Source organism: Streptomyces jeddahensis (assembly GCF_001642995.1).
In the GTDB taxonomy this organism is placed as follows: domain Bacteria; phylum Actinomycetota; class Actinomycetes; order Streptomycetales; family Streptomycetaceae; genus Streptomyces; species Streptomyces jeddahensis.
Genome location: NZ_LOHS01000053.1, coordinates 14,712 through 35,977 on the forward strand (window position 1 = coordinate 14,712; position 21,266 = coordinate 35,977).

The window sequence follows — 21,266 nt, forward strand, 5'->3', positions numbered from 1 at the left end:
ACGGCTCCTGTTGTGCCGCGCGGACTGCGTCCAGCCAAGCATGGTGGGGTGCGGGACGCATCCCGACGGGTTTGGGGCGCCGTGCGTCGTGGGTTGTGCCCACCCTCCCCCAGCTACCGCTGGGAGGTGCCCCCAGCCATGCGGAACGATTGCCCACAACGGTAAGCGGCGCGCCCGCCCACAGCGGTTACGACCACATGGCCGTGCCCAGGTAGGCCGCGCCCAAGGACGCCGTGATGCTTGCGGCCACGTTGGCGATGGCGAGCAGGCGGGCGCCCGTTTCGGCCAGGCGCAGGGTTTCGTACGAGAACGTCGAGTACGTCGTCAGGGCTCCGCACAGGCCCGTGCCCAGCAGGAGTTGGAGGTGTGAGGATGCCGCGCCGGCCATGACCGCGCCGGTCACCACGCCCAGGATCAGGGATCCGGCGATGTTGACCGCGAAGGTGCCCCAAGGGAAGACGGTGTCGTGCCGGGACTGGACCGCGCGGTCGGTGAGGTAGCGCAGGGGCGCGCCCACGGCGGCGCCGACGAGGACGAGCAGCCAGTTCACGCGTCCCGCTCCCGCCCGGCGTACGTGATGACCTCGCAGTCGTCGAGCATGACCAGCCCTTCCTCCACGAGTTCGTCGAGCTCGGGCAGGAACGCGCGTACCCGCTCCTCGGTGTCGACGATGACGACAGCGACGGGCAGGTCCTCGCTGAGCGACAGCAGCCGCTGGGTGTGGACGAGCGAGGACGCGCCGAACCCCTCGATGCCCTTGAACACGCTCGCGCCCGCGAGTTCCGCCCGGTGCGCCCGGTGCACGATCTCGCTGTACAGCGGCTTGTGGTGGTACTGGTCGCTCTCGCCGACGAAGACGGTCAGGCGCAGCGCACGTCCTGTGAGGCGTTTCGTCATCGTCTCCTCCTGGAGGCCGCCACGGCCGTTGCCGCGGCGATCGCACGGCGGGTGGCCGCGGAGCCCGCCCAGACCGCGGCAAGCGCGGCCACCGGGGTCAGGGCGAGATACGCGAGGGCGGTGCGCACCTCGCGCAGATCGGTCAGCCGCACGATGTCCACCGCGTACGTGGAGAAGGTGGTGAAGCCGCCGAGGACACCGGTGCCGAGGAAGGGCCGCACCAGCCGGTGCGTCTGCCTGCCCTCCGTGATCACCACCATGAGTACCCCCATGACCGCGCAGCCCACGGTGTTCACCACGAGGATCGTCCAGGGGAAGGCGCTCGGCGCGGCCGGCCAGAGCAGCGAGGCGCCGTAGCGGGCGGCGGCGCCTGCCGCGCCGCCCAGCGCGACGGCGGCGACCACGGGGCCCTGCCCGCGCAGCAGCACCGGCACCCGCGTGGCCACCGGCCCACCGGCGGAACCCCCGGCACCGTCCGCCATGCCCTCGGCCGCCTCGGCCCGACGCCCTTCCATGAACAGCCAGGCTACGGCGCACCTCGAACGGCGCTCGAACCGGCCTCGCATCCGGACCTCGTATGCGTCGTCGCATCCGTCGCGGCCCTCCTCCGATCCGCTGCGCGTACGACTTGCCACCGGCCGCTCCCAGGTGTGCCCTGGAAGTCGGGGCGAAGACCGAGGCCAGGAGAGAGAGGAGCCTCGTCATGGCTCACGCGGCACGCGCATCCGGACCCACCACCGGCACCTCGGGCATACAACGACTCTTCGAGAAGCTGCCTCCCGGCATCCGGCCGGCCAGTACCGCGGCATGGGCCGTACCCCTGGTACTGGGCGTCGTCTACGGCCTCTGGGCCTCCGGCATCCAGCGCGACGCAGGCCCGATCACCGTGGGCAACGTCTTCTTCGGGATCCTGACCGGAGTCCTCGTCGCGGCGATCACGTATGGCCTGCACATCGCCGGGCCCCGTATGCGGCGCGAGACGCGTGCGCTCGCCTGGACGGTCTTCGCGGGCATCGCGATCGGCTATGTGTTCAGTCTGACCGGAGCCAGCGTGCTGTGGTCCACGGTCCTCGCCCTGTGCGTGGCGGCGGGCGTCTTCGCGGCGGCCTTCTACCACTACTACTCGAACGAGGGTGAGACGGACATCAGCGGCATGAGGCGGACGGCCGGTCCTACACACCCCACACAGACCGGACAGCAGTAAGGCAGCAGACGCGGCGCGGTCCGGCCGGACAAGGTCCGGCCGGACCGCTATGCCCGCGCGTACGACGCCGACGCTATGCCCGTCCGTACCTCGGGCTCGGTTCGGGCGTCTGCGCCGTCGGCAGCGGCTGGCGCAGCAACGGCTGGTTCACTCCGCCGTACGACAGCGGGTCCGTGCACCTCACGTACGGGCAGGGATCCGTGCAGTCGGGCACGGTCCGGCCATGGGTGTCGAGGTACTCGGCGTTGGCCCAGCCCTTGGCTCCCTCGAGCCAGTACCAGTACGGGTTGCCGGCGACGGCCGGGCCCGTCGTACGGCACTCGACGCGGTCATGGGTGCCCGGGGCCAGCACGGCCACGATCGCGGCGGTGCTGTTCGGGTCCTTGCGGACGTTCAGATCGGAGGGGGACACCACCGTGCCCTGAATGTCCTCCTCGACCGCCGGGACTGCCGCGGACGCGGGAGCCATGGCGGCAAGGGTCAGGGCGCCGCCTGCGAACAGGCCTGCGGCCAGGTTTCGGCAAGCCGTGTAAGCCGTAGTTCTGCGCATGATCGCCTCCTTTGCCCCTCGTCCAGGAAACACCCGTTCAGGTGAAGGCTCCACCGGAGTGATCACACAGCGTGACCGGCTCGCGTTGGGCTCCCGTGACCGGGCTCGCGCTGCGCGGGCCGCGCACGGCGCGCCTCGCCGCGGATCCGCGACCGCACCAGCCGCCGGATCCTTCGGAAGGGCGTCTTCGCGGGGCCGGATGCAGTCGCCCCGGTCGTGCGCCGGGCGGCCCGGGCGGGTCATGGAAGGGTGCGGAGAGTCCTTACAGCGGTGCTGATCATCGTCGCGTGTGCCCTGGTCGCGCCGGGTGCGCTGTCCGCATGGGCGAGATACGAGATCGGGGACACCGACGCGTACGTCGCCGCGATGGCGCCGCTCGCGTCCGACGCCGATGTGCACGCCGCCGTCGCCGACGCGGTCGCCGACGCGGTGGTGCGGGAGATCGACACGAGCGAGTTCGGCTCCTCCGACACCGTCGAGAACTTCGTGCACGAAGCCGTGCAGTCCTTCGCCGGTACCAGCGCCTTCCCGGCCGCATGGAACGCGGCGAACCGGGCCGCCCACGGCGCGGTGATGCAGGCCCTCCACGACAGCGGCGGGCACGACAGCGGTGCGCACGGCACCGGCGACGACAGCCGCACGGGCATCCGAGCCGGCGGCGTCGTCGGCGGCGTCACCATCGACATCGCACCGATCACCGAACAGGTCAAACACCAGCTGATGGCCGACGACGTGCCGTACGCCGACCGCATTCCGGTGCGGCACACCGAGGTCACCGTGATGGATTCGACGTCGTCGGGCACCCTGCCCCAGCTGCGTAAGGGGTTCCGGATGCTGCAGATCACCGGCTTCTGGCTGCCCGTCGCGGCGCTGGCGCTCGCCGCGGCCGGAATCGGGCTGGCCGTCCGCAGACGCCGCGCGATCACGGCGACAGCGCTGGGCATGGCGCTGGGCGCGGCGCTCCTGCATGCCGGCATCGCCGTGGGCCGACGCCTCACCCTGGACGATCTGCCACCGGACGTGTCCCGCGCGGCCGCGGGTGCGGTCTACGACGCGCTGACGGCATCACTGCGCACGGTGGCGTGGATCATCCTCGGGGTGGGGGTGGCCGTGACGCTGGTGGGGTGGGTGTGCGGTCGGTTCGGGGGAGTCGAGCCGGTCCGGCGCCTTCGGGAGCTGGGGACGGTCCGGTCGCCCCTGATCAACCGGTACGCAGGGGCCCGGCGCGCGTCCGCGGAGCCGACGCAGGCCCAGGCGCAGGCGCAGACGGAGCCAGCGAAGCCGCCGGAGCCGCCGGAGCCGGTGGCAGACCAGACGCAGGTCGGGGCCTGACACACGTCGGCGTACTCCCCACAGACCCGTCCTTGAGGGAGGATTCGGGCATCGCACGGAACCTCGACGGACGACGGAAGGCGAGCCGTGGACGCCTTGGACAGCACGACGGCCAGGGAGGCGCCCGCGGTGCCCGAGCGCGGCGGCGGCCGCGGCGGGCGGCGGCTCGGTGCATGGCTGTCCGGGTTGTTGCTGCTCGGCGTGAGCGCGGTCGTCGGGTGCCGGGCCGCCGACACGGACGGCGTCACGCCCGTACCGCAGCTGCTCGCCTTCCTCCCCTGGCTGCTCGTACCGACCGGAGTCGCCCTGCTCATCGCGGTGCTCGCGCGCTGGCGTACGGGACTGGTGTGGGGCGTCGTCGTGCTCGGCGCACTCGCCTGGTTCATCGAGCCGTACGGCAAGGCCACACAGGCGCGCGGCACCCCCGTCGCCGAGCTGCGCGTCATGGCGTCCAACGTCGAGTTCGGGCGGGCGACGCCGTCGCTGATCGCGGCGGTGAAGCGCGAGCGCCCGGACGTCGTCTTCGTCGAGGAGTGCGAGGTGGGCTGCGCGTCCGCCCTCACGGAGGAGTTCGGCGACGGCGGTACCTCCTACCCGTATCGCCGGGCCGTCGAGGGATACGGGTCGGACGGCTCGGTCATCCTCAGCCGGTACCCGCTCCAGTCGGCCGCGGGCGTCCCCGGCACCATGGGCATGCCCGGCGCGGTCGCCGAGGTGGAGGGCCACCCGGTACGGCTACAGCTCGCGCACCCGATGCCGCCGCTGCCCCACCAGGTGGACCTGTGGCGTCGCGAGCTGGGCGCCTTGCGCGACTTCGCGGCCCGCGGCGGCAGCCAGGCCACCATCCTGGCCGGCGACTTCAACGCATCCCAGGACCACGCCGCCTTCCGCCGCATCCTCGACACGGGTCTCCGCGACAGCGCCCGCCTCGCCGGTGCATCGCGCACCCCGACCTGGCCGGCGCGGACGTCACCGCGGTTCGGTGTGCAGATCGACCACGTGCTGGTGTCGCAGGAGTTCTCCGTGCGGTCCGTACGGTTCCTGGACCTGGCCGGCACCGATCACCGGGCCGCGCTGGCGGATCTCACGCTGCACCGGCGGGACGGCACGGAGGGCTGACGACGCTCATCGCCGGGAAGTCAGGGAGTGACGCGGAAGGGGGCGCCCCCTGCTGGGAGCGTCCCCTCGACGTATGGCTGATCAGACGCCGATGTTGCAGCCGTCCTTGCGCCAGACCGCCACCACCGACGGGCGGACGAGCGTGCCGGGCCCGTCGGGCCAGGTGGACGCGGGCTTCTCGACGGAGGCGCCGTCGATCTCGCCCGGGTGCTGGACCGCGACCAGGACCCGGCGGCCCTGGATGATCGGGCCGCAGGTCTCGGCGCCGGTCGGCACCGTCAGGAACTGCTTGAGCTCACCGCGCCGCTCGCCGCGCGTCGCGACGCCGAACAGGCCGTCGTGCGTGCCGAGCGCATTGCCGTCGGTGGAGATCCACAGGTTGCCGTACGGGTCGAAGGCGACGTTGTCCGGGCAGGAGATCGGGGACACCTGGTCCTTGGGGAAGCCCGCGAAGTAGGTGGCCGGGTCGTTCGGGTCGCCGGCGACGAGGAACAGCGACCAGGCGAAGGTCGTCGACTCGGGCCGGTTGCGGGACTCGGTGAGCTCGAGGACCTGCCCGTGCTTGTTGCTGTTGCGCGGGTTGGCCTCGTCGGCCGCGGCGAAACCGGTCTTGCCGCGGTTGGTGTTGTTCGTCAGGGCGACGTAGACCTTGCCGCTCTGCGGGGACGGCTCGACGTCCTCGGGGCGGTCCATCTTCGTGGCGCCCACCTTGTCGGCGGCGAGACGCGTGAAGACGTACACCTCCTCGGCGGTCATGCCCTCGACGTGCGAGACGGCACCGTCGGGACCGGCCGTGGCCAGCGGGATCCAGGCGCCGCTGCCGTCGAACTCGCCGTCGGAGGGCAGCTTGCCGGTGCCGTCGATCTCGGTGGCCGGGGAGTCGCCGGTGAGCTTGGCGACGTAGAGCGTGCCCTCGTCGAGGAGGGTCAGGTTGTGCTCGTGCGCGGCGCGCGAGCCGCCCTTCGCCATCCGCTTGCTGGAGACGAACTTGTAGAAGTAGTCGAAGCGCTCGTCGTCGCCCATGTAGACGACCGGGCGGCCGTCGTCGGTCAGGCGCGGCTGCGCGGCCTCGTGCTTGAAGCGGCCGAGCGCGGTGCGCTTGCGCGGGGTCGACTCCGGGTCGTACGGGTCCAGTTCGACGACCCAGCCGAAGCGGTTGGCCTCGTTCGGCTCCTTGGAAAGGTCGAAGCGGTCGTCGAACCGCTCCCACTTGCGCTCCGAGACGGCGGTCGTGACGCCGTACCGCTTCAGGCGGGCGACGGTCATCGGGTCCGTCACCTTGTCGAAGCCGCCGAAGTACTGGTTGAAGTTCTCCTCGCCGTGCAGCGTGGTGCCCCACGGGGTCTCGCCGCCCGCGCAGTTGTTCAGCGTGCCGAGGACGGTGGTGCCCGTCGGGTCGGCCTTCGTACGGACGAGTTCGCTGCCGGCGACCGGGCCGGCGAGGCGGAACTTGCTGGTGGTGGTGAGGCGGCGGTTGAGGCGGTGGCGCGGGACGGCGGTCAGCTTCCCGCTGCTGCGCTCCTCCTGCACGACCACGACGGACAGGCCGTGCGCGGCCCAGGCGATCTCGACCTGCTCGCGGGTCGGGTTCGCGGCGTCGTAGCCCTTGAACATCAGGATCTCGTCCGTGTACTCGTGGTTGGCCACGAGGACCTGACGGCCGGGCTCGCCCCGCAGGGGCAGCAGGCTGAGGAAGTCGTTGTTGTAGCCGAACTGGCCCGCCTGGGCGGCGGCGGTCTGCTTGTCCGGGTCGAAGGCGGGGGCGCCGCGCAGGATGGGCTCGCCCCAGCGGATCACGACGTTCTGCGCGTAGCCGTCCGGGATGGTGACGGCGTCGTTCGTGTTGGGCGCGACCGGCGTGAAGCGCAGGCCACGCGCTGCCTTGCCCGTCTTCGTCTGGTACGCCGTGTCCGCACCCTCCGCCTGGGCCGCGGCGGCCTGCGGAGTACCCGCGCCGACGACCGCTCCCCCGGCGGCCGTGGCGACGGTCACGACGGCGGCGGCCCGCATCATGGACCGCCGGCTGAGCGCACCGGCTATGACGTCGCCGACGTACTCGTTGTCGCTGGTGTTGGGCACCTCGTGAAAGCAGGCGTCACCACAGCGGAACCGGCAGGTCATCGCGGAACGACCACCCGCGTGCGAGGTGATGATCGGCAGCAGTTTGCGCACTGTCCCCTCCGTATGTGCACATGAACCGGCGCTCCCTGCGCCGACGTGGACCGGAGACCCCGGGTCCGGCGTTGCTGTGCGCGGCGAACGGGTCCGCCGACGCTACGCGCGCCCATCTGGCTGATTCCGGCTGTTTCGCGCGAGACGTTAGGGGCGGAGGCCAGCAGGGTGACGGACTCCGGATGAACGCCGAGTGAACCCCCGGCGGACGGAAGGGAGTTCAAGGTCCCCGCGCCGCGCGTGGCCCGCGCCTCGGAAGCCGCCGTTCGTGGAGGCGGTGCGCGGAGGCCGCCCCTCCCCAAGATCGCCGAATACGGCGGCTACCCTTACGTGTCCTTCCTGGCCAGGAATTACGGGTACCAACTCATGCGAAGGGTTGCGCACATGGGCATTCTGAGTCTCCTGCGGAACGCGTTCGGACGGTCGCGCAAGGGGCGTGACGGGGACGCCGTCGGGGAGCAGGGGCCCTCGTCGGCGGCCTCCTCGACCTCCTCGACGTCTGCGCCGGCCGCCGAGCCATCGACGGCGACGGAGTCTTCTCCGTCCTCTCCGTCTTCTCCGGTGACGGCGTCCTCTACGTCTTCTACGTCTTCTACGGTGACGGCGTCCTCGACGGTGACGGAGGTGAAGGTTCCCGCACCGACGACGGAGCCCGAGCCGTCGGTCGTGGACGAGCTGGTGTCGCAGGCGTTCGACAATGTGACGGTGCCGGGTGCGCGGGGGGCTTCCTCGGCGACGCCCGCCCCCGCGGCGACCGCCGAGCCGGAGTCTTCGGCTCCCGAACGGACGCCGGAGCCTTCGGCGCCTGAGGCGGAGCTGGAGCCTGAGCCGGTGGCTGCGGCGCCTGAGGCGGAGCCTGAGCCGGTGGCTGTGACTGCTGAGGCGGAGCCTGAGCCGGTGGCTGCGGCTCCTAAGGCGGAGCGGGAGGCCGAGGTTCCGGCTGCGGAGGCCGAGGGCGTGACCTCGGCTCCCGAGGCGGATCCGGTGGTCGAGGTTCCGGCCGAGGCGGAGGCCGTGGCCGTGGCCGCCGAAGCGAAGGTCGAGAGCGCGACCACCGAGCCCGAGGCGGTGGCTGCGGGGTCGGAGCCCGAGCCGGTGGTCGAGGTTCCGGCCCCGGCGGAGGCCGTGACCACCGAGCCGAAGGCCGAGACGGCAACCGCCGAGCCCGAGGCCGGGGCCCTTGCCGAGGCGCCCACCCCGGAGCCCGAGGCCGTTGCCGGGGCGCCCGCCCCGCAGCCCGAGCCCAAGGCCGCCGACGAGCCCAAGGCCGCCGCCCCTGAGGCGGTGGCTGCCCCCGCCGAACCGCAGCCCGCGCCCGTCGCTCCCGCTGCCGCTCCCGAGCCCAAGGCTGCGGCTGCGCCTGCGGAGCAGGAGCCCGAGGCCCCGGCTAAGCCCGACGCCACAGCTGAGCCCGATATCGCCTCCGACGTGGTGGCCGCACAGGCCCCCAAGCCGGAAACCGCCCCCAAGCCGAAGGCCGCGGCCGAGCCGGAGGCCGCGGCCGAGCCGCAGACCACCACCGACGCGGCGGAGGTCTCCGCCGAGGCGACCCCCGCCCCCGCGAGCCCCGCGCCCGCAACTCCCGCCCCCAAGCCCGCCCTCTCCCTCGCCCGCCTCAAGGCCAACGCGCCCGGGCTCGTGCCCGCGTACAAGGCCGCAGGCGCCGTACTCAAGGAGAAGGGCCTGGCCGGCAGGCGGGCCCGCGTGTACCTCGTGCTTGACCGGTCGGGTTCCATGCGCGGGTACTACAAGGACGGCTCGGCACAGAGCCTCGGCGAGCAGGTGCTGGCCCTGGCCGCACACCTGGACGCCGACGCCACGGTGCACGTTGTCTTCTTCTCGACGGAGATCGACGGAACGGGCGAGCTCACCCCGGCCGCGTACGAGGGCCGCGTCGACGAGCTGCACGAGTCCCTCGGGCGGATGGGCCGCACCAGCTACCACCGCGCCGTGGAAGAGGTCGTCACGGACTACGAGAAGTCCGGCACCGAGGACCCCGCCCTGGTGATCTTCCAGACGGACGGCCCGCCGGACACCAAGGGCGTGGCGACGCAGGCCCTGGCCGATGCCGCCAAGCACCCGCTGTTCTTCCAGTTCATCGCGTTCGGCGAGCACGACGCCAAGGGCTTCGACTACCTGCGCAAGCTGAAGGCCGACAACGCCGCGTTCTTCCACGCGGGCCCGACGCCCCGCGAGCTCACGGACGAGGAACTGTACGAGGGCCTGCTGGCGTCCTGGCGCCCGTAGGGCACCGAAGGCTCGTACACCGATCACCAGGCCGCCCGCGCGAAAAGCACTGCGTGGGCGGTCTGGCAGGGTCAGCTACGATTTCGAGGTTCCGTAGACGGTTCGACAGAGATTTCCGTCACTCCGCGTAGCAACCTTGGAGCAGCCCGCGATGGCTCGACACCTCATCACCAGCGCCCTTCCGTACATCAACGGGATCAAGCACCTGGGCAACATGGTGGGCTCCATGCTCCCGGCGGATGTGTACTCCCGGTACCTCCGCCAGCGCGGCCATGACGTCCTCTACATCTGCGCCACCGACGAGCACGGCACCCCCGCCGAGCTGGCCGCGAAGGAGCAGGGCCTGCCGGTGGACGAGTTCTGCGCGCAGGCGCACGACGCGCAGAAGGTCGTGTACGACGGTTTCGAGCTGGCCTTCGACTACTTCGGTCGCAGTTCCTCGCCGGAGAACCGCGACATCACACAGCACTTCGCACGGAAGCTGAACGAGAACGGCTTCATCGAGGAGCGCGCGATCCGCCAGGTCTACTCGCCTGCGGACGGCCGTTTCCTTCCCGACCGCTACGTCGAGGGCACCTGCCCGCACTGCGGCTACGACAAGGCCCGCGGCGACCAGTGCGAGAACTGCACCCGCGTACTCGACCCGACCGACCTGATCAACCCGCGCTCGGCGATCTCCGGCTCCACGGACCTGGAGGTCCGCGAGACCAAGCACCTCTTCCTGCTGCAGTCCAAGCTCCAGCACGAGGTCGAGGCGTGGATCGACGAGGTCGCGGACGAGTGGCCGCAGCTCGCCTCGTCGATCGCCCGCAAGTGGCTGACCGAGGGGCTGCACGACCGCGCGATCACCCGTGACCTGGACTGGGGCGTCCCGGTCCCGGCCGACACCTGGCCGGAGCTGGCAGCCGAGGGCAAGGTCTTCTACGTCTGGTTCGACGCCCCGATCGAGTACATCGGCGCGACGAAGGAGTGGGCGGACCAGGACCCGGCCAAGCGGGACTGGAAGTCCTGGTGGTACGAGGCAGACGACACCATCCGCTACACGCAGTTCATGGCCAAGGACAACGTCCCCTTCCACTCGGTGATGTTCCCGGCCACCGAGCTCGGCGTGCGCGAGCCCTGGAAGAAGGTCGACTACCTCAAGTCGTTCAACTGGCTGACCTACTACGGCGGCAAGTTCTCCACGTCTCAGCGGCGCGGTGTCTTCACCGACCAGGCGCTGGAGATCCTGCCCGCCGACTACTGGCGCTACTTCCTGATCGCCAACGCCCCGGAGTCCGACGACTCGTCTTTCACGTGGGAGCACTTCACGGCCACGGTGAACAAGGACCTCGCCGACACCCTCGGAAACTTCGTCAACCGCGTCCTTTCCTTCTCCCGCAAGCGCTTCGGTGACGAGGTCCCGGGGGGTGCCGAGGCCGGCGAGGCGGAGCAGAAGCTGGGCGAGGAGATCTCCCGCCTCCTCGCCGAGTACGAGGAGCAGATGGAGGCCCTCCAGTTCCGCAAGGCCGCGGCGGCGCTGCGCGCCCTGTGGTCGGCGGGCAACTCCTACCTGGAGGAGAAGGCCCCCTGGCTGGAGATCAAGACGGACAAGGACGGCGCGGCCCTGACCCTCCGCACCGCGATGAACCTGATCCATCTCTACGCGGTCGTCTCTGAGCCCTTCATCCCGGCCTCGGCGAGGGCCATGCGTACGGCGTTCGATCTGGACAACGACACGGCGACCTGGGTCACGTCCGACGAGGCCAGATCCCTGTCCTCGGTCCCCGCGGGCACGCCCTTCACGGTCCCGCCGGTCCTGTTCGCCAAGCTCACGGACGAGGATCTGGAGGCGTACAAGCAGCGCTTCGGCGGCGAGGCGGAGTAGAGGCACTTAGCTTCCGAGAAGCGGTGCGGCAAGGCGTTCTACGTCTCGACCGTTCCTAGAGGCTGAGCGGGAGCGGGTCCTGATGCCAGGACTGCTGCTCAGCCGCGTGCCCCGAACGGTGTTGGGCACACTGGTCCCCCGCGTTCGCTCCGCATCCGGGCAGCACGCATCTGGTGCGTGGTCCGGGAATGCGGGGGCGGGTTTCCTCACGCCGCCGGGTGTCCGGTCGGGCCTGGGCGGTCCGATGCCCCGCACGATCTCTCCGGTCGTGTGGGGGCGGTGCCGTCCGTCGCCGGATCGGATGCCCGAGGGCGCGCCTTCCGATCGCCACGGCTGCCGCGTCGTGGCGTGTCGTCTTACGGGTGGGGGTGGCCAGCGGTTTCTGCCAGTGCTGGGCACCCCACCGGGAGGTGTAGGCGGGGTCGACCACGACGATCGCCATGTCCTGCTCGGCGGCCATCGCAACCAGCCGGGCCTTGAGCAGGGCCGTGGGGAAGCGGGAGATCAGGCGGCGGAAGCGCTTGTTGCGGCCGGACTTCTCCCGCGTCCTGCCGTCGGTGAAGTCGAGGTCCTCGATCGCGATCGCTGCGGCGCCGCAGCGGCGGGCGTAGTGGAGCAACCGGGTCAGGGCGTGTCGGATCTGGGCGTCCCGGTGCGCGGTGGGGCCAGTCAGGTCGTAGAAGAAGCGTCGGGGCTCGCCGACGGGGTTGCCGTGCAGGTCCAGGCTCCAGGCAGCGAGGTGGTCGTCGTTCATGTCCACCCCGACCACGCCCCGGGCGAGGGCCGCTTCCAGCGGCAGCACGGGGGCAGGGGCGCGCTGCCAGGAGGCGGTCACATACCAGCGGCCGCGCATCGTGTCGTAGTGGATGCGGTACGCCACCGCCCGGTTCGCGGTGATCCGGTCCAGCCACTCCCTGTCCCGATGCGGGAAGGCCACGGTGGCATCGAGCACGTACCGGCCGTGCGGGGCGTTGGCCAGATGAGCGAGTGGGGCCGGGAGCCGGATCGAGACCTGCCCGGTGTCGGTGATGCGGATGGTCTCGTTGCCGCAGCGTTTGCCCGACTCCCCGTCAGCGGCCAGGAACATCCGGGCCGCCTCCCAGCGCTCCCGCCACGCCCGCTCATCCAGCCCGGCCTCGTCCAGGTGATGACGCAGACGTGCGAGCCGCTTGCCACCACGCACCACGCGCACCCGGCCCGCCGCCCAGTCCGCCTCCAGCCGTGCCAGCCGGTCCTCGAGCACGCTCAGCCGACGGGACTTGGCGTGCCACTCGGCACGGCATGCATACCCTCGCGGAATTCCCTGGCGTTTGTCGGCCTTCGCGCCCAGCGGCCGAGCCAGCCGCGCCTCGATGCTCGCGATCTGCCCCCGCAGCCGTACCAGATGGGACACCTGACCGCGCCGCGCCAGCGCCCACTGATCATGAGTGGCCTTGGTGATGCTGCCTGCCCAGCGGGCAGATGACTTTCCCGTCAACTCCTGCTTCCGGGCTGCCCATGAGGCAGCAGCATGAGCCAGCCCCTGCCGGGACCGTATCGCGACGTCGCCAGCTGCGAGAGCGCCCAAAAATGCACCGACCTCACGCAGCACGGCTGCGTCCGCTTCCGAAACCTTCAGTCGAGCTCGGATCGCAACCCCAGCAGGACCGGGCAGCACCACGGGCGTCACCAGCTTCCGCCGTGCGCGCATCCGTTTACCCCTCCACCCGAAACTGCGGCACCTCGCTCAACGAGCGCCACCTGAAAAGGTCACACATTCGGTACATGAATATCTGTTCACTAACCGGAAAGTCCCGAGCTCGCCCGGTAACCAAGTTCCCCGGCTCGTGCGTACCGCTGGACGCACTAGCCTTGAGAGGCATGCAGACCACGGGACCTCAGCCGGCAGGGGCGAAGAAGGAGTACTACGTCTCCACGCCCATTTACTACGTCAACGACGCTCCTCACCTGGGCCACGCCTACACGACCGTCGCAGGCGACGTGCTCTCGCGCTGGCACCGTCAGCGCGGCGAGAAGGTGTGGTTCCTCACCGGCACGGACGAGCACGGTCAGAAGATCATGCGCACCGCCGACGCCAACGGCGTCAGCCCGCAGGAATGGTGCGACAAGCTCGTCGAGGAGGCATGGAAGCCCCTCTGGGAGCATCTGGAGATCGCGAACGACGACTTCATCCGGACCACGGAGAAGCGGCACACGGACCGTGTGCAGGAGTTCGTCCAGGACCTGTACGACAAGGGCGAGATCTACAAGGGCGGGTACGAAGGCCCGTACTGCGTGGGCTGCGAGGAGTACAAGCTCCCCGGCGAGCTGCTGGACGGCGAGGGCGACTTCGCAGGTCAGAAGCTGTGCCCGGTCCACAAGAAGCCGGTGGAGATCCTCAAGGAGGAGAACTACTTCTTCAAGCTGAGCGAGTACGGCGACAAGCTCCTCGCCCGCTACGAGGCCAACCCGGACTTCATCCAGCCTGAGTCCGCGCGCAACGAGGTCGTGAACTTCGTGCGCCAGGGCCTGCAGGACCTCTCGATCTCCCGCTCCACCTTCGACTGGGGCGTCCCGGTTCCCTGGGACGAGAAGCACGTCATCTACGTGTGGGTCGACGCGCTGCTGAACTACGCCACGGCGGTCGGCTACAACGAGAACCCGGCGAAGTTCGAGTCGACCTTCCCGGCGAACGTGCACCTGGTGGGCAAGGACATCCTCCGCTTCCACGCGATCATCTGGCCCGCGATGCTGATGGCGCAGGGCCTGCCGCTCCCGGGCAAGGTCGCGGCCAACGGCTGGCTGATGGTCGGCGGCGAGAAGATGTCGAAGTCGAACCTGACCGGCATCAAGCCGCAGGACCTGACCTCGCACTTCGGCGTGGACGCGTACCGCTGGTACTTCCTGCGCGCGATCGCCTTCGGCCAGGACGGCTCGTTCTCCTGGGAGGACTTCTCCGCCCGCTACACGAGCGAGCTCGCCAACGACTACGGCAACCTGGCGTCGCGCGTGGCGGCCATGGTCGGCAAGTACTTCGGTGGTGAGCTGCCGGCCTCGGCGGCCGACGGCGAGGCCGAGCAGGCGATCCACGGGGGCCTGGCCAAGGCCGTCGCGGAGGCCGACCGCAAGATCGGCGAGGACCTGGACTTCCAGGGCGGCATCCTGGCGATCTTCGACTTCGTCAAGCAGGTCAACGGCTACATCACGGAGCAGGAGCCGTGGAAGGTCGCCAAGGACACCAGTGACGAGGGCAAGGCCCGCCTCGCGACGATCCTCTACACGGCCGCGGAGTCCCTCCGCGCGGTGGCGGTCCTCCTCAACCCGATCATGCCGGACACCTCCCAGAAGCTCTGGGACTCCCTCGGCGCGGAGGCCTCCCTCGGCACGCTCGCGGACCAGCGGGTCCAGGACGCGGGCACGTGGGGCCGCCTCCCGGCGGGCATGACGGTGACGAAGGGCGCGGTGCTGTTCCCGCGCCTGGAGGAGAAGCCGACCGCGTAGCCCGTACGCACGTCGAAGGGGCCCGGAACCTGTTGAGGTCCCGGGCCCCTTCGTCGCGTCCGCTTCGCCCAACTGATGACGCTTCGCTCAGCTGATGACTTCGACGACACAGCGCGCCCTGGGCACGCCCTTCAGCTTGCTGTCGGCCGTCACCAGAGGGACGTCGAGTGCTCCAGCCAGCGCGATGTAGGAAGCGTCATACGGCGTGCAGTTGTCGCGCAGTTCCCAGGCACGTCCCGGCAACGCCGTGAGCGGCGCACACCGCGTCGCACACATAGCCCTCGTCACCTTCCGGGGGTGCCCGCTCCGGGCCGTCGCATCATGTAGACGTCGATCGGGTCCTGAGCCTCCACCGTGAAGCCGTAGCGCTCGTACAGCCGCCGGGCGGCACTGCCCTGCAGGACGTTCAGGCGAACGGGCACGCCATCGGCATCGGTCCGGTGCAGCAGTGCCCGCAGGACAGCCGATCCGAGCCCCCGGCCCTGGAGATGCGGGGCAAGATAGAAGTGCTCCAGCCACCGTCCGTCCTCGGCCGGCCGCACCGTGACGCAGCCCGCGAAGGCGCCATCGGCCACGATGACCGACGTGTGTCGCGGGGAGAAGGAATCCCGCAACCGCTGCCGGACCCGACACTCGTCGAACCGTCCCAACCGCTCCAGGTCCGGGCGCATCACCGTCGCCCGCAGCTCCGCGATCACCTCGACGTCCGACGGCTCGGCAGAACGCAGCGACCACCCCAGGGGACGGCCCGACCCGGTCCCGGGCACCACCCGGGTCGGTCCTGTTCGCTCCGCCCCCGCGCTCGTGTCCATGGCCGAAGTATCCCAACGGCCCCACGGTCGGGCGGCTCAGTCGGCCAGATCGACCCGAACCGTCAGCAGGTTCGTCCCGACCGCTCGGACCGCGGCGCTGTTCATCCGCGGCAGGCTCTTGAGCCGCGCCCGGGCGTCGTCCTCGGGCACCAGGTGCGCGGTGCCGGTGTGCCACTTGCCCCTGATCCGGACGCGGACGCGCGGGTCGGCCTGGATGTTCCGCACGTACTGCGACTTCTCGCCGTACTCCGAGACGAGCCAGAACTCATCCCCGATACGGCGGCCGCCGAGCGGTGTCCGCCGAGGCAGCCCGGACTTCCGCCCTGTGGTCTCCAGGACCGTCTGAAACGGCAGCCGCCTGGTGAGCGGGTTGGCGATGTGCCTCTGGACCCATGTGACGGCACGAAACTTGCTCTCGTCGAAGCGCGACACCGGTGGCTCTCCCGTTCGTCCGAAGTCTTTTGATTCGGTCTCTTCCACGCCAGTGTCCGGGATGCGGTGGACCGCCCGCCGACTGGGCTGGTCGTCCGTCATCGGCACATGTCGGTACGAGAGCGGATCTGTGGTCAGCAACGCCTTACGCCATACCAAGGGGCCCGCGGCCATACGGCTCCGGTGGGCGCGGGGCGTCCTGCGCGTCGGGGTGTGGGACGCGGCGCGCGTAGGGCGCCTCACTCCCCCGGCCCGGCGGGCGTGCGCACCCCCGCCACCCCTCCCATCCTGAATCCGGGGGCAGAGGAACGAAGAAGCCGTAGGAACCGACGCAGCGGAGACCTCATGAGGCTTGTCGTTGATCTCAACCGGTGTCAGGGGTACGCGCAGTGCGCCTTCCTCGCCCCCGACGTGTTCACGATGCACGGTGACGAGGCACTGATGTACGACCCGGGGCCCGACGACGCGCAGCGGGAGCACGTGCTGCGGGCGGCGGAGGCGTGCCCCGTCAAGGCCATCACCGTGGAGGCCGCGGACGCCGCCGCGTCGGCCCAGGCACGGGCGGGTGCCTCCTATGCCGCTTGACGGGTCCCTTCAACGGCTCAGGCGCGAGGGGCACATCGTCGTCGTAGGTGCATCGCTGGCGGGACTGAGGGCCGCCGAGACGCTCCGCGAGGAGGGCTTCAGCGGGACGCTCACCATGATCGGTGACGAGCCCCAGGAGCCGTACGACCGGCCGCCGCTGTCCAAACAGGTACTGCTCGGCAAGGTGCCCGCCGACCACACGGCGCTGCCCCGCCGCCGCGCGATCGACGCGCAGTGGCGGCTCGGCACCGCGGCCACCGGTCTCGACCTGCACGCGAAGCGAGTGCATCTCTCCGACGGCAGCTCGGTCGAGTACGACCGGCTGCTGATCACCACGGGCGTACGGGCCCGTCCGTGGCCGAACGAGCTGGAGGCCGACCTCGACGGTGTCTTCGTCCTGCGCACCGTGGACGACGCCACCCGGCTGCACCACCGGCTGAAGGCCGGCCCCCGCCGGGTCCTGGTCATCGGCGCCGGGTTCACCGGGTCCGAGATCGCCTCCGCCTGCCGCGAGCAGCAGCTGCCCGTCACGGTCGCGGAGCGCGGCGCGGCCCCGCTGGTGGGCGCGCTCGGCGCGGTGGTCGGCGAGGTGGCCGCGGAACTGCAGCGCGAGCACGGCGTCGACCTGCGGTGCGGTGTGCAGGTCACCGGGCTGGAGGGCGACCAGGCGGGACGTCTGCGGTGTGCTCATCTCTCCGACGGGTCCACGGTCGAGGCGGACATCGCCGTCGTATCGCTGGGAGCGACCCGTAACACCGAGTGGCTCGCGGGGTCGGGTCTGGGCGCCGGGCCGCGCGGGATCGCCTGCGACGCCGGGTGCCGCGCCTTCGACGTACGGGGCATCGTGACCGACGACGTGTTCGTCGCTGGGGACGTCGCCCGCTCCCCGCACCCGCTCTTCGGATACCAGTTCCTCTCGCTGGAGCACTGGGGCAACGCGGTCGCGCAGGCAGAGGTCGCCGCCCACAACATGATCAACTCCAGTGCGGACCGCCGCCCCCACGTCTGGACGCCGTCCTTCTGGTCCGCCCAGTTCGGCGTGAACATCAAGTCGGTCGGCGTCCCGCCCATGGGCGAGGAGATCATCGTCACCCAGGGGTCGCTCTCCGACCGCCGCTTCACCGCGGTCTACGGCTACCGGGGCCGCGTCATCGCCGCCGTCACCTTCGACCAGGCGAAATGGCTGGATTTCTACCAACGGCAAATCGAACAGGCCGCGCCGTTCCCACCCCCGTACCCCAGCGTCGACCGGCGGCCGGACGGGATGCGGCCGGTACCGGCCGGCTTCCCCGACCCCTCCCTGCCCAGCCACGGTCCGACCGTCACCCTCAGCGGCCACTCACCGGCCGACCGACGGGTCTCGTTCACGCCCATGCGCGCGTAAGGGCGCACGCCGGACCGCGCGCGTGACCGGGCACGCCGAACCGACGGCCTTCGGCCGGAGGAAGCACGACCTGGGCCGAAGGAACCGCGACTTGGAAGGAACCCGCCATGACGTCGGTCGCACTGCTGCACCGGATCACCGACTACGCCAACCGGGCCGACCCGTACCCCCTGTACGCCGAGCTCCGCAAGACGCCGGTCGTGCAGGACGAGGCGGGCCCCTATGTGGTCAGCACGTACTGGGAGATCAAGGAACTGCTCCATGATCCGCGGATCAGCTCGGACGCCCGGAACCTGAGTCCCGACGCACCCAGGGGCCCGGCCCAGGAGGAGGACCCGAACCTGCCTCCGACCTTCCTCAGGCTCGACCCGCCCGAGCACGACCGGCTGCGCGGGCTGGCGAACCGGCCGTTCGGGCCTCCGCACACCCCCCGCCGGGTGCACGACATGCGCAGCGAGCTGGGGGAGATCGTGTCCGGGCTCATCGACGGGTTCCGGGACCGGGAGGGAGGGGACGGGATCGATCTCGTGGACACCTTCGCGTACCCCTTCCCCGTGACCGTGATCTGCCGGCTGCTCGGCGTCCCGCGCGAGGACGAGGCCCACTTCCACCAGTGGGCCGACACGATCGCCGCGAGCCTCGACCCGGTCTCGGCGGAGGACCGCGAAGCACGCGCCGAGACCACCCGGCAGGCCCGGTCCGACCTCGCCCTCTACCTCGCGGGGCTGATCGAGGAGCGCCGCAAGTCCCCCCGCGACGACATGCTCTCCGCCATGGCCGCGGGTCACGGTCCGGACGGTCAGCTGTCGCCGGTGGAGATGATCAGCACCGCCGCTCTGCTGCTGATCGCGGGCCACGAGACCACCGTCAACCTCATCACCAACGGGATGCTCACGCTGCTGCGCAACCCGGACGTCCTGAAGCGGCTGCGCGACGACCCCGACCTCGCCGTCCCGCTCGTGGAGGAGCTGCTGCGGTACGAGCCGCCCGTGCAGCTGCTGCCGCAACGCACGACGCTCACGGACATCGAGATCGGCGGGACCGTCATCCCCAAGGGCGCCTCGCTGTGGCTGGTCCTCGCGTCCGGCAACCGGGATCCCCAGCGCTTCCCGGATCCCGACCGGTTCATCCCCAACCGGCCCGACAACCAGCACCTGGGCCTCGGCAGCGGCATCCACAGTTGTTTCGGCGCCCCTCTCGCCCGGCTCGAGGCACAACTGGCCCTGACCGAGCTCGTACGCAGGCTCGACAATCCCCGTCTGCTCGAGGACCCGCCCGTGTACCGCCAGAACGCGGTCCTCAGGGGTCCGCGGCATCTGAACATCGCCTTCGACGGCCTCAAGTAGCGATCCAGCAGGTCACGTGGCAATGCAGTAGCTCTTGGCAATGCAGTAGCTCATGGCAATGCAGCAGCTCACGTGGGGATCAAGTAGCCGCCGTACTGCGGTCGGTGCGGCGGAAGGAGGACCAGAGCACGTAACCGCTCACGGCCATCACCCAGGCGGGGAAGACGAGTTCGGACCAGGGGACGCTGCTGACGAGGAACATCAGGACCAGGCCTGCGGCGGCCCCCAGCCAGTCGAGCCAGCGCGGGAAGACTCCGAGACGGCTCCCGATCACCGTGGTGGACACGGTGAACACCGCTGCCATACGCATCGCGTAGTCCCCGAGCAGGCTGAGGCTGAGGTGACGCCCCAGCTCCCACGGCTGCTGCCCGTCGCCCGGAGGGGCGCCCGGAGGGGAGACACCGCCCCCTCCCGTGAGGCCGTCGACGCCGACGGCGAGTGCGAACAGCATGGCGACGAAGAGCAACCCGCTGCCCAGGAAGAGCGTGTCGAAGAACCTGTCATCGCCGCCATGCCCGACGTAGTCCCGTACGGCGCCCATGAACCACAGGAAGAAGACCCCGGCGAAGGGCACCAGGCCGAGTGCGGTGGTCAGCGCGTCACGGTGACCGTCATCGGCGAGCCAGTCGGCTGCGCCGGCCGCGTCCACGGGGGTCGCGATACGGACCAGCACCAGAGCAGTGGCCAGCAGCAGCGCGAACAGGACGCCCGTGACGCCCGCTGCGCGCGGTGTCCGCAACGCTCGTGCGGGGTCCTTGCTCGCGCTCTGCATGGGCCCTCCTCCCGGCGGCGACGGGGACCGCTGCTCGGCCGCGCGACCACAGCACGGCCTTCGCAGCACGGCCACCACATGGGAGCCGCCGGGTCCCATCGTGCCGAGCGGAGGCGGGATCCGCGGACCGTGCCACCGCCCGGCCCGAGACGATCACTCCCCCGGCCCAGACGGAGAGCGCGGCGGGCTCGGGCACGGGCACGTCCCAGGTGAAGGCGACGGCCGTAGGCAGCAGTCGCCACGGCCGCCGCCGACCCCTTCGTCGTCACGGCTGGCACCGAGCGCGAGCAGGCGGTGAGGCACTTGAATTAACGTTTCTGCGACGTGGTGGGCGGAGGTGCCGCGCGCGCAAGGTTCGACCAGCACCACGTCCGGGCGGTCGGCGGCGAGGACCGCCGCTCGCAGGCCGGCCGAGTCGAAGGGGCGGATGGTGGCCGTGTAGAGCACGGCCAGATCGAGCCCGGCCGTGGCGCGCAGGACCGGGTCGAGCAGGGGGCCGATCGCGAGCACCACGCCGGAGCGGCCCTCGCGGACCATCTCGAAGCCGCGGCCGAGGCCGATGCCGCGCGGCTCGGCGTTGGACCGCGGTGACATATGGATGTAGGCGCGGTCGCCGCGGGCGACAGAGTCCAGGACCGCGCGGCGCACCTCGTCGGGGTGTCCGGGCACGTGAACGGTCCAGCCGGGCCGGGAGCCGAACAGCGTCAGGATGTTCGAGGCTCCGTAGCCGAAGAGAACGGTGCCCTCCTCGGCACCCTCCCGGTCCTGATCCGTGGCCTGGGCCGTGTCGTATGCCGTATGGGTGTCGTGTGCCGTATGGGCGGCGGCTTCCGTCAGGTCCGGGACCGCTCTGGTCAGGCGAGCAGCATGTCGGAGTGCACGGGGCACCTCCTTGGAAGTGGGGGGTTGGGAGGGGAGGTTCGGCGGAGTCCCATTCGACGCGTCAAGAAAGCGTCAAGGAATGGGCATTTCGATTGCGGCGCGGCACCGCCATGTAGTCGCTCACTCAATCTGCCCCGTAGACATTCCCGGGCCAGGCTCCCCTCGCACCAAGAGTTGAAACTTTT

20 protein-coding genes are annotated in these 21,266 nt (G+C 70.6%); 9 read left to right on the forward strand and 11 right to left on the reverse strand.

Going from position 1 to position 21,266, the window contains the following annotated elements; genetic code table 11:
* Nucleotides 1-187 precede the first annotated feature (187 nt).
* Genes crcB (STSP_RS08425) through crcB (STSP_RS08435) form a run of 3 tightly spaced genes read right to left on the reverse strand, consistent with a single transcriptional unit; the run spans nucleotide 188 to nucleotide 1,379 of the window.
* Nucleotides 188-550 (reverse strand): fluoride efflux transporter CrcB, encoded by a 363-nt coding sequence (crcB, locus tag STSP_RS08425; RefSeq protein ID WP_067274172.1) that lies wholly within the window; start codon nucleotides 548-550, stop codon nucleotides 188-190.
* On the reverse strand, nucleotides 547-897 hold the full coding sequence (locus STSP_RS08430; protein WP_067274174.1) for a DUF190 domain-containing protein: 351 nt from the start codon (nucleotides 895-897) through the stop codon (nucleotides 547-549). Before STSP_RS08430 ends, crcB (STSP_RS08425) begins: the two co-directional genes overlap by 4 nt.
* The gene (gene crcB / locus STSP_RS08435; RefSeq protein ID WP_067274306.1) at nucleotides 894-1,379 is read right to left on the reverse strand and encodes a fluoride efflux transporter CrcB; all 486 of its coding nucleotides are present in this window, start codon (nucleotides 1,377-1,379) and stop codon (nucleotides 894-896) included. The genes STSP_RS08430 and crcB (STSP_RS08435) overlap by 4 nt, the downstream gene beginning before the upstream one ends.
* Before the next feature lie 221 nt (nucleotides 1,380-1,600).
* Between crcB (STSP_RS08435) and STSP_RS08440 the strand changes: the two genes are divergently transcribed.
* Nucleotides 1,601-2,101, forward strand: a complete 501-nt coding sequence (locus STSP_RS08440; RefSeq protein ID WP_067274176.1) for a hypothetical protein — start codon at nucleotides 1,601-1,603, stop codon at nucleotides 2,099-2,101.
* 73 nt (nucleotides 2,102-2,174) lie between these two features.
* On the opposite strand, the gene STSP_RS08445 is transcribed toward STSP_RS08440, so the two are convergent.
* On the reverse strand, nucleotides 2,175-2,651 hold the full coding sequence (locus tag STSP_RS08445) for an SH3 domain-containing protein (protein ID WP_157902795.1): 477 nt from the start codon (nucleotides 2,649-2,651) through the stop codon (nucleotides 2,175-2,177).
* A 249-nt stretch (nucleotides 2,652-2,900) separates the two neighbouring features.
* Here STSP_RS08445 and STSP_RS08450 point away from each other — a divergent pair, with 249 nt between their 5' ends.
* Together STSP_RS08450 and STSP_RS08455 are read left to right on the forward strand one after the other, a co-directional pair.
* Entirely contained in the window at nucleotides 2,901-3,983 is a 1,083-nt protein-coding gene (locus tag STSP_RS08450; protein ID WP_198547297.1) for a hypothetical protein, read from the forward strand.
* A gap of 96 nt (nucleotides 3,984-4,079) precedes the next feature.
* Nucleotides 4,080-5,102 carry an endonuclease/exonuclease/phosphatase family protein gene (locus tag STSP_RS08455; RefSeq protein ID WP_067274308.1) on the forward strand — a complete coding sequence of 341 codons (1,023 nt, stop codon included), beginning with the start codon at nucleotides 4,080-4,082 and terminating at the stop codon, nucleotides 5,100-5,102.
* Nucleotides 5,103-5,183: 81 nt separating this feature from the next.
* Here STSP_RS08455 and STSP_RS08460 read toward each other — a convergent pair whose 3' ends face one another.
* Complete coding sequence (locus tag STSP_RS08460; protein WP_067274183.1) at nucleotides 5,184-7,274, reverse strand: PhoX family protein; 2,091 nt, start codon at nucleotides 7,272-7,274, stop codon at nucleotides 5,184-5,186.
* A gap of 624 nt (nucleotides 7,275-7,898) precedes the next feature.
* Here STSP_RS08460 and STSP_RS08465 point away from each other — a divergent pair.
* Complete coding sequence (locus STSP_RS08465; RefSeq protein ID WP_332835354.1) at nucleotides 7,899-9,521, forward strand: VWA domain-containing protein; 1,623 nt, start codon at nucleotides 7,899-7,901, stop codon at nucleotides 9,519-9,521.
* A gap of 151 nt (nucleotides 9,522-9,672) precedes the next feature.
* Nucleotides 9,673-11,388 (forward strand): methionine--tRNA ligase, encoded by a 1,716-nt coding sequence (gene metG, locus STSP_RS08470; protein ID WP_067274187.1) that lies wholly within the window; start codon nucleotides 9,673-9,675, stop codon nucleotides 11,386-11,388.
* Between the two features lie 55 nt (nucleotides 11,389-11,443).
* On the opposite strand, the gene STSP_RS08475 is transcribed toward metG (STSP_RS08470), so the two are convergent.
* Complete coding sequence (locus tag STSP_RS08475; RefSeq protein ID WP_067274189.1) at nucleotides 11,444-13,078, reverse strand: IS200/IS605 family element transposase accessory protein TnpB; 1,635 nt, start codon at nucleotides 13,076-13,078, stop codon at nucleotides 11,444-11,446.
* A 170-nt stretch (nucleotides 13,079-13,248) separates the two neighbouring features.
* Between STSP_RS08475 and metG (STSP_RS08480) the strand changes: the two genes are divergently transcribed.
* Nucleotides 13,249-14,868, forward strand: a complete 1,620-nt coding sequence (gene metG / locus STSP_RS08480) for a methionine--tRNA ligase (protein WP_067274192.1) — start codon at nucleotides 13,249-13,251, stop codon at nucleotides 14,866-14,868.
* A gap of 87 nt (nucleotides 14,869-14,955) precedes the next feature.
* On the opposite strand, the gene STSP_RS08485 is transcribed toward metG (STSP_RS08480), so the two are convergent.
* From STSP_RS08485 to STSP_RS08495, 3 genes are read right to left on the reverse strand one after another with little or no spacing between them, the layout of a single operon-like run.
* Nucleotides 14,956-15,144, reverse strand: a complete 189-nt coding sequence (locus STSP_RS08485) for a type II toxin-antitoxin system VapC family toxin (RefSeq protein ID WP_067274195.1) — start codon at nucleotides 15,142-15,144, stop codon at nucleotides 14,956-14,958.
* Nucleotides 15,145-15,152: 8 nt separating this feature from the next.
* Nucleotides 15,153-15,680 (reverse strand): GNAT family N-acetyltransferase, encoded by a 528-nt coding sequence (locus STSP_RS08490; RefSeq protein ID WP_078066991.1) that lies wholly within the window; start codon nucleotides 15,678-15,680, stop codon nucleotides 15,153-15,155.
* A 36-nt stretch (nucleotides 15,681-15,716) separates the two neighbouring features.
* Entirely contained in the window at nucleotides 15,717-16,112 is a 396-nt protein-coding gene (locus STSP_RS08495; protein ID WP_067274197.1) for a nitroreductase/quinone reductase family protein, read from the reverse strand.
* Between the two features lie 345 nt (nucleotides 16,113-16,457).
* Between STSP_RS08495 and STSP_RS08500 the strand changes: the two genes are divergently transcribed.
* The 3 genes from STSP_RS08500 (at nucleotide 16,458) to STSP_RS08510 (ending at nucleotide 19,427) form a co-directional block, all read left to right on the forward strand.
* A complete protein-coding gene (locus STSP_RS08500; RefSeq protein WP_067274200.1) occupies nucleotides 16,458-16,697 on the forward strand; it encodes a ferredoxin in 240 nt (79 codons plus the stop codon).
* On the forward strand, nucleotides 16,687-18,081 hold the full coding sequence (locus STSP_RS08505) for an NAD(P)/FAD-dependent oxidoreductase (protein ID WP_067274203.1): 1,395 nt from the start codon (nucleotides 16,687-16,689) through the stop codon (nucleotides 18,079-18,081). The genes STSP_RS08500 and STSP_RS08505 overlap by 11 nt, the downstream gene beginning before the upstream one ends.
* 107 nt (nucleotides 18,082-18,188) lie before the next feature.
* Nucleotides 18,189-19,427, forward strand: coding sequence for a cytochrome P450 (locus STSP_RS08510; RefSeq protein WP_067274206.1), 1,239 nt, complete (start codon nucleotides 18,189-18,191; stop codon nucleotides 19,425-19,427).
* Between the two features lie 79 nt (nucleotides 19,428-19,506).
* On the opposite strand, the gene STSP_RS08515 is transcribed toward STSP_RS08510, so the two are convergent.
* Both STSP_RS08515 and STSP_RS39535 read right to left on the reverse strand, forming a co-directional pair.
* Complete coding sequence (locus tag STSP_RS08515) at nucleotides 19,507-20,199, reverse strand: hypothetical protein (RefSeq protein ID WP_067274208.1); 693 nt, start codon at nucleotides 20,197-20,199, stop codon at nucleotides 19,507-19,509.
* A 153-nt stretch (nucleotides 20,200-20,352) separates the two neighbouring features.
* On the reverse strand, nucleotides 20,353-21,087 hold the full coding sequence (locus tag STSP_RS39535; RefSeq protein WP_067274211.1) for a hypothetical protein: 735 nt from the start codon (nucleotides 21,085-21,087) through the stop codon (nucleotides 20,353-20,355).
* Nucleotides 21,088-21,266: the final 179 nt, after the last annotated feature.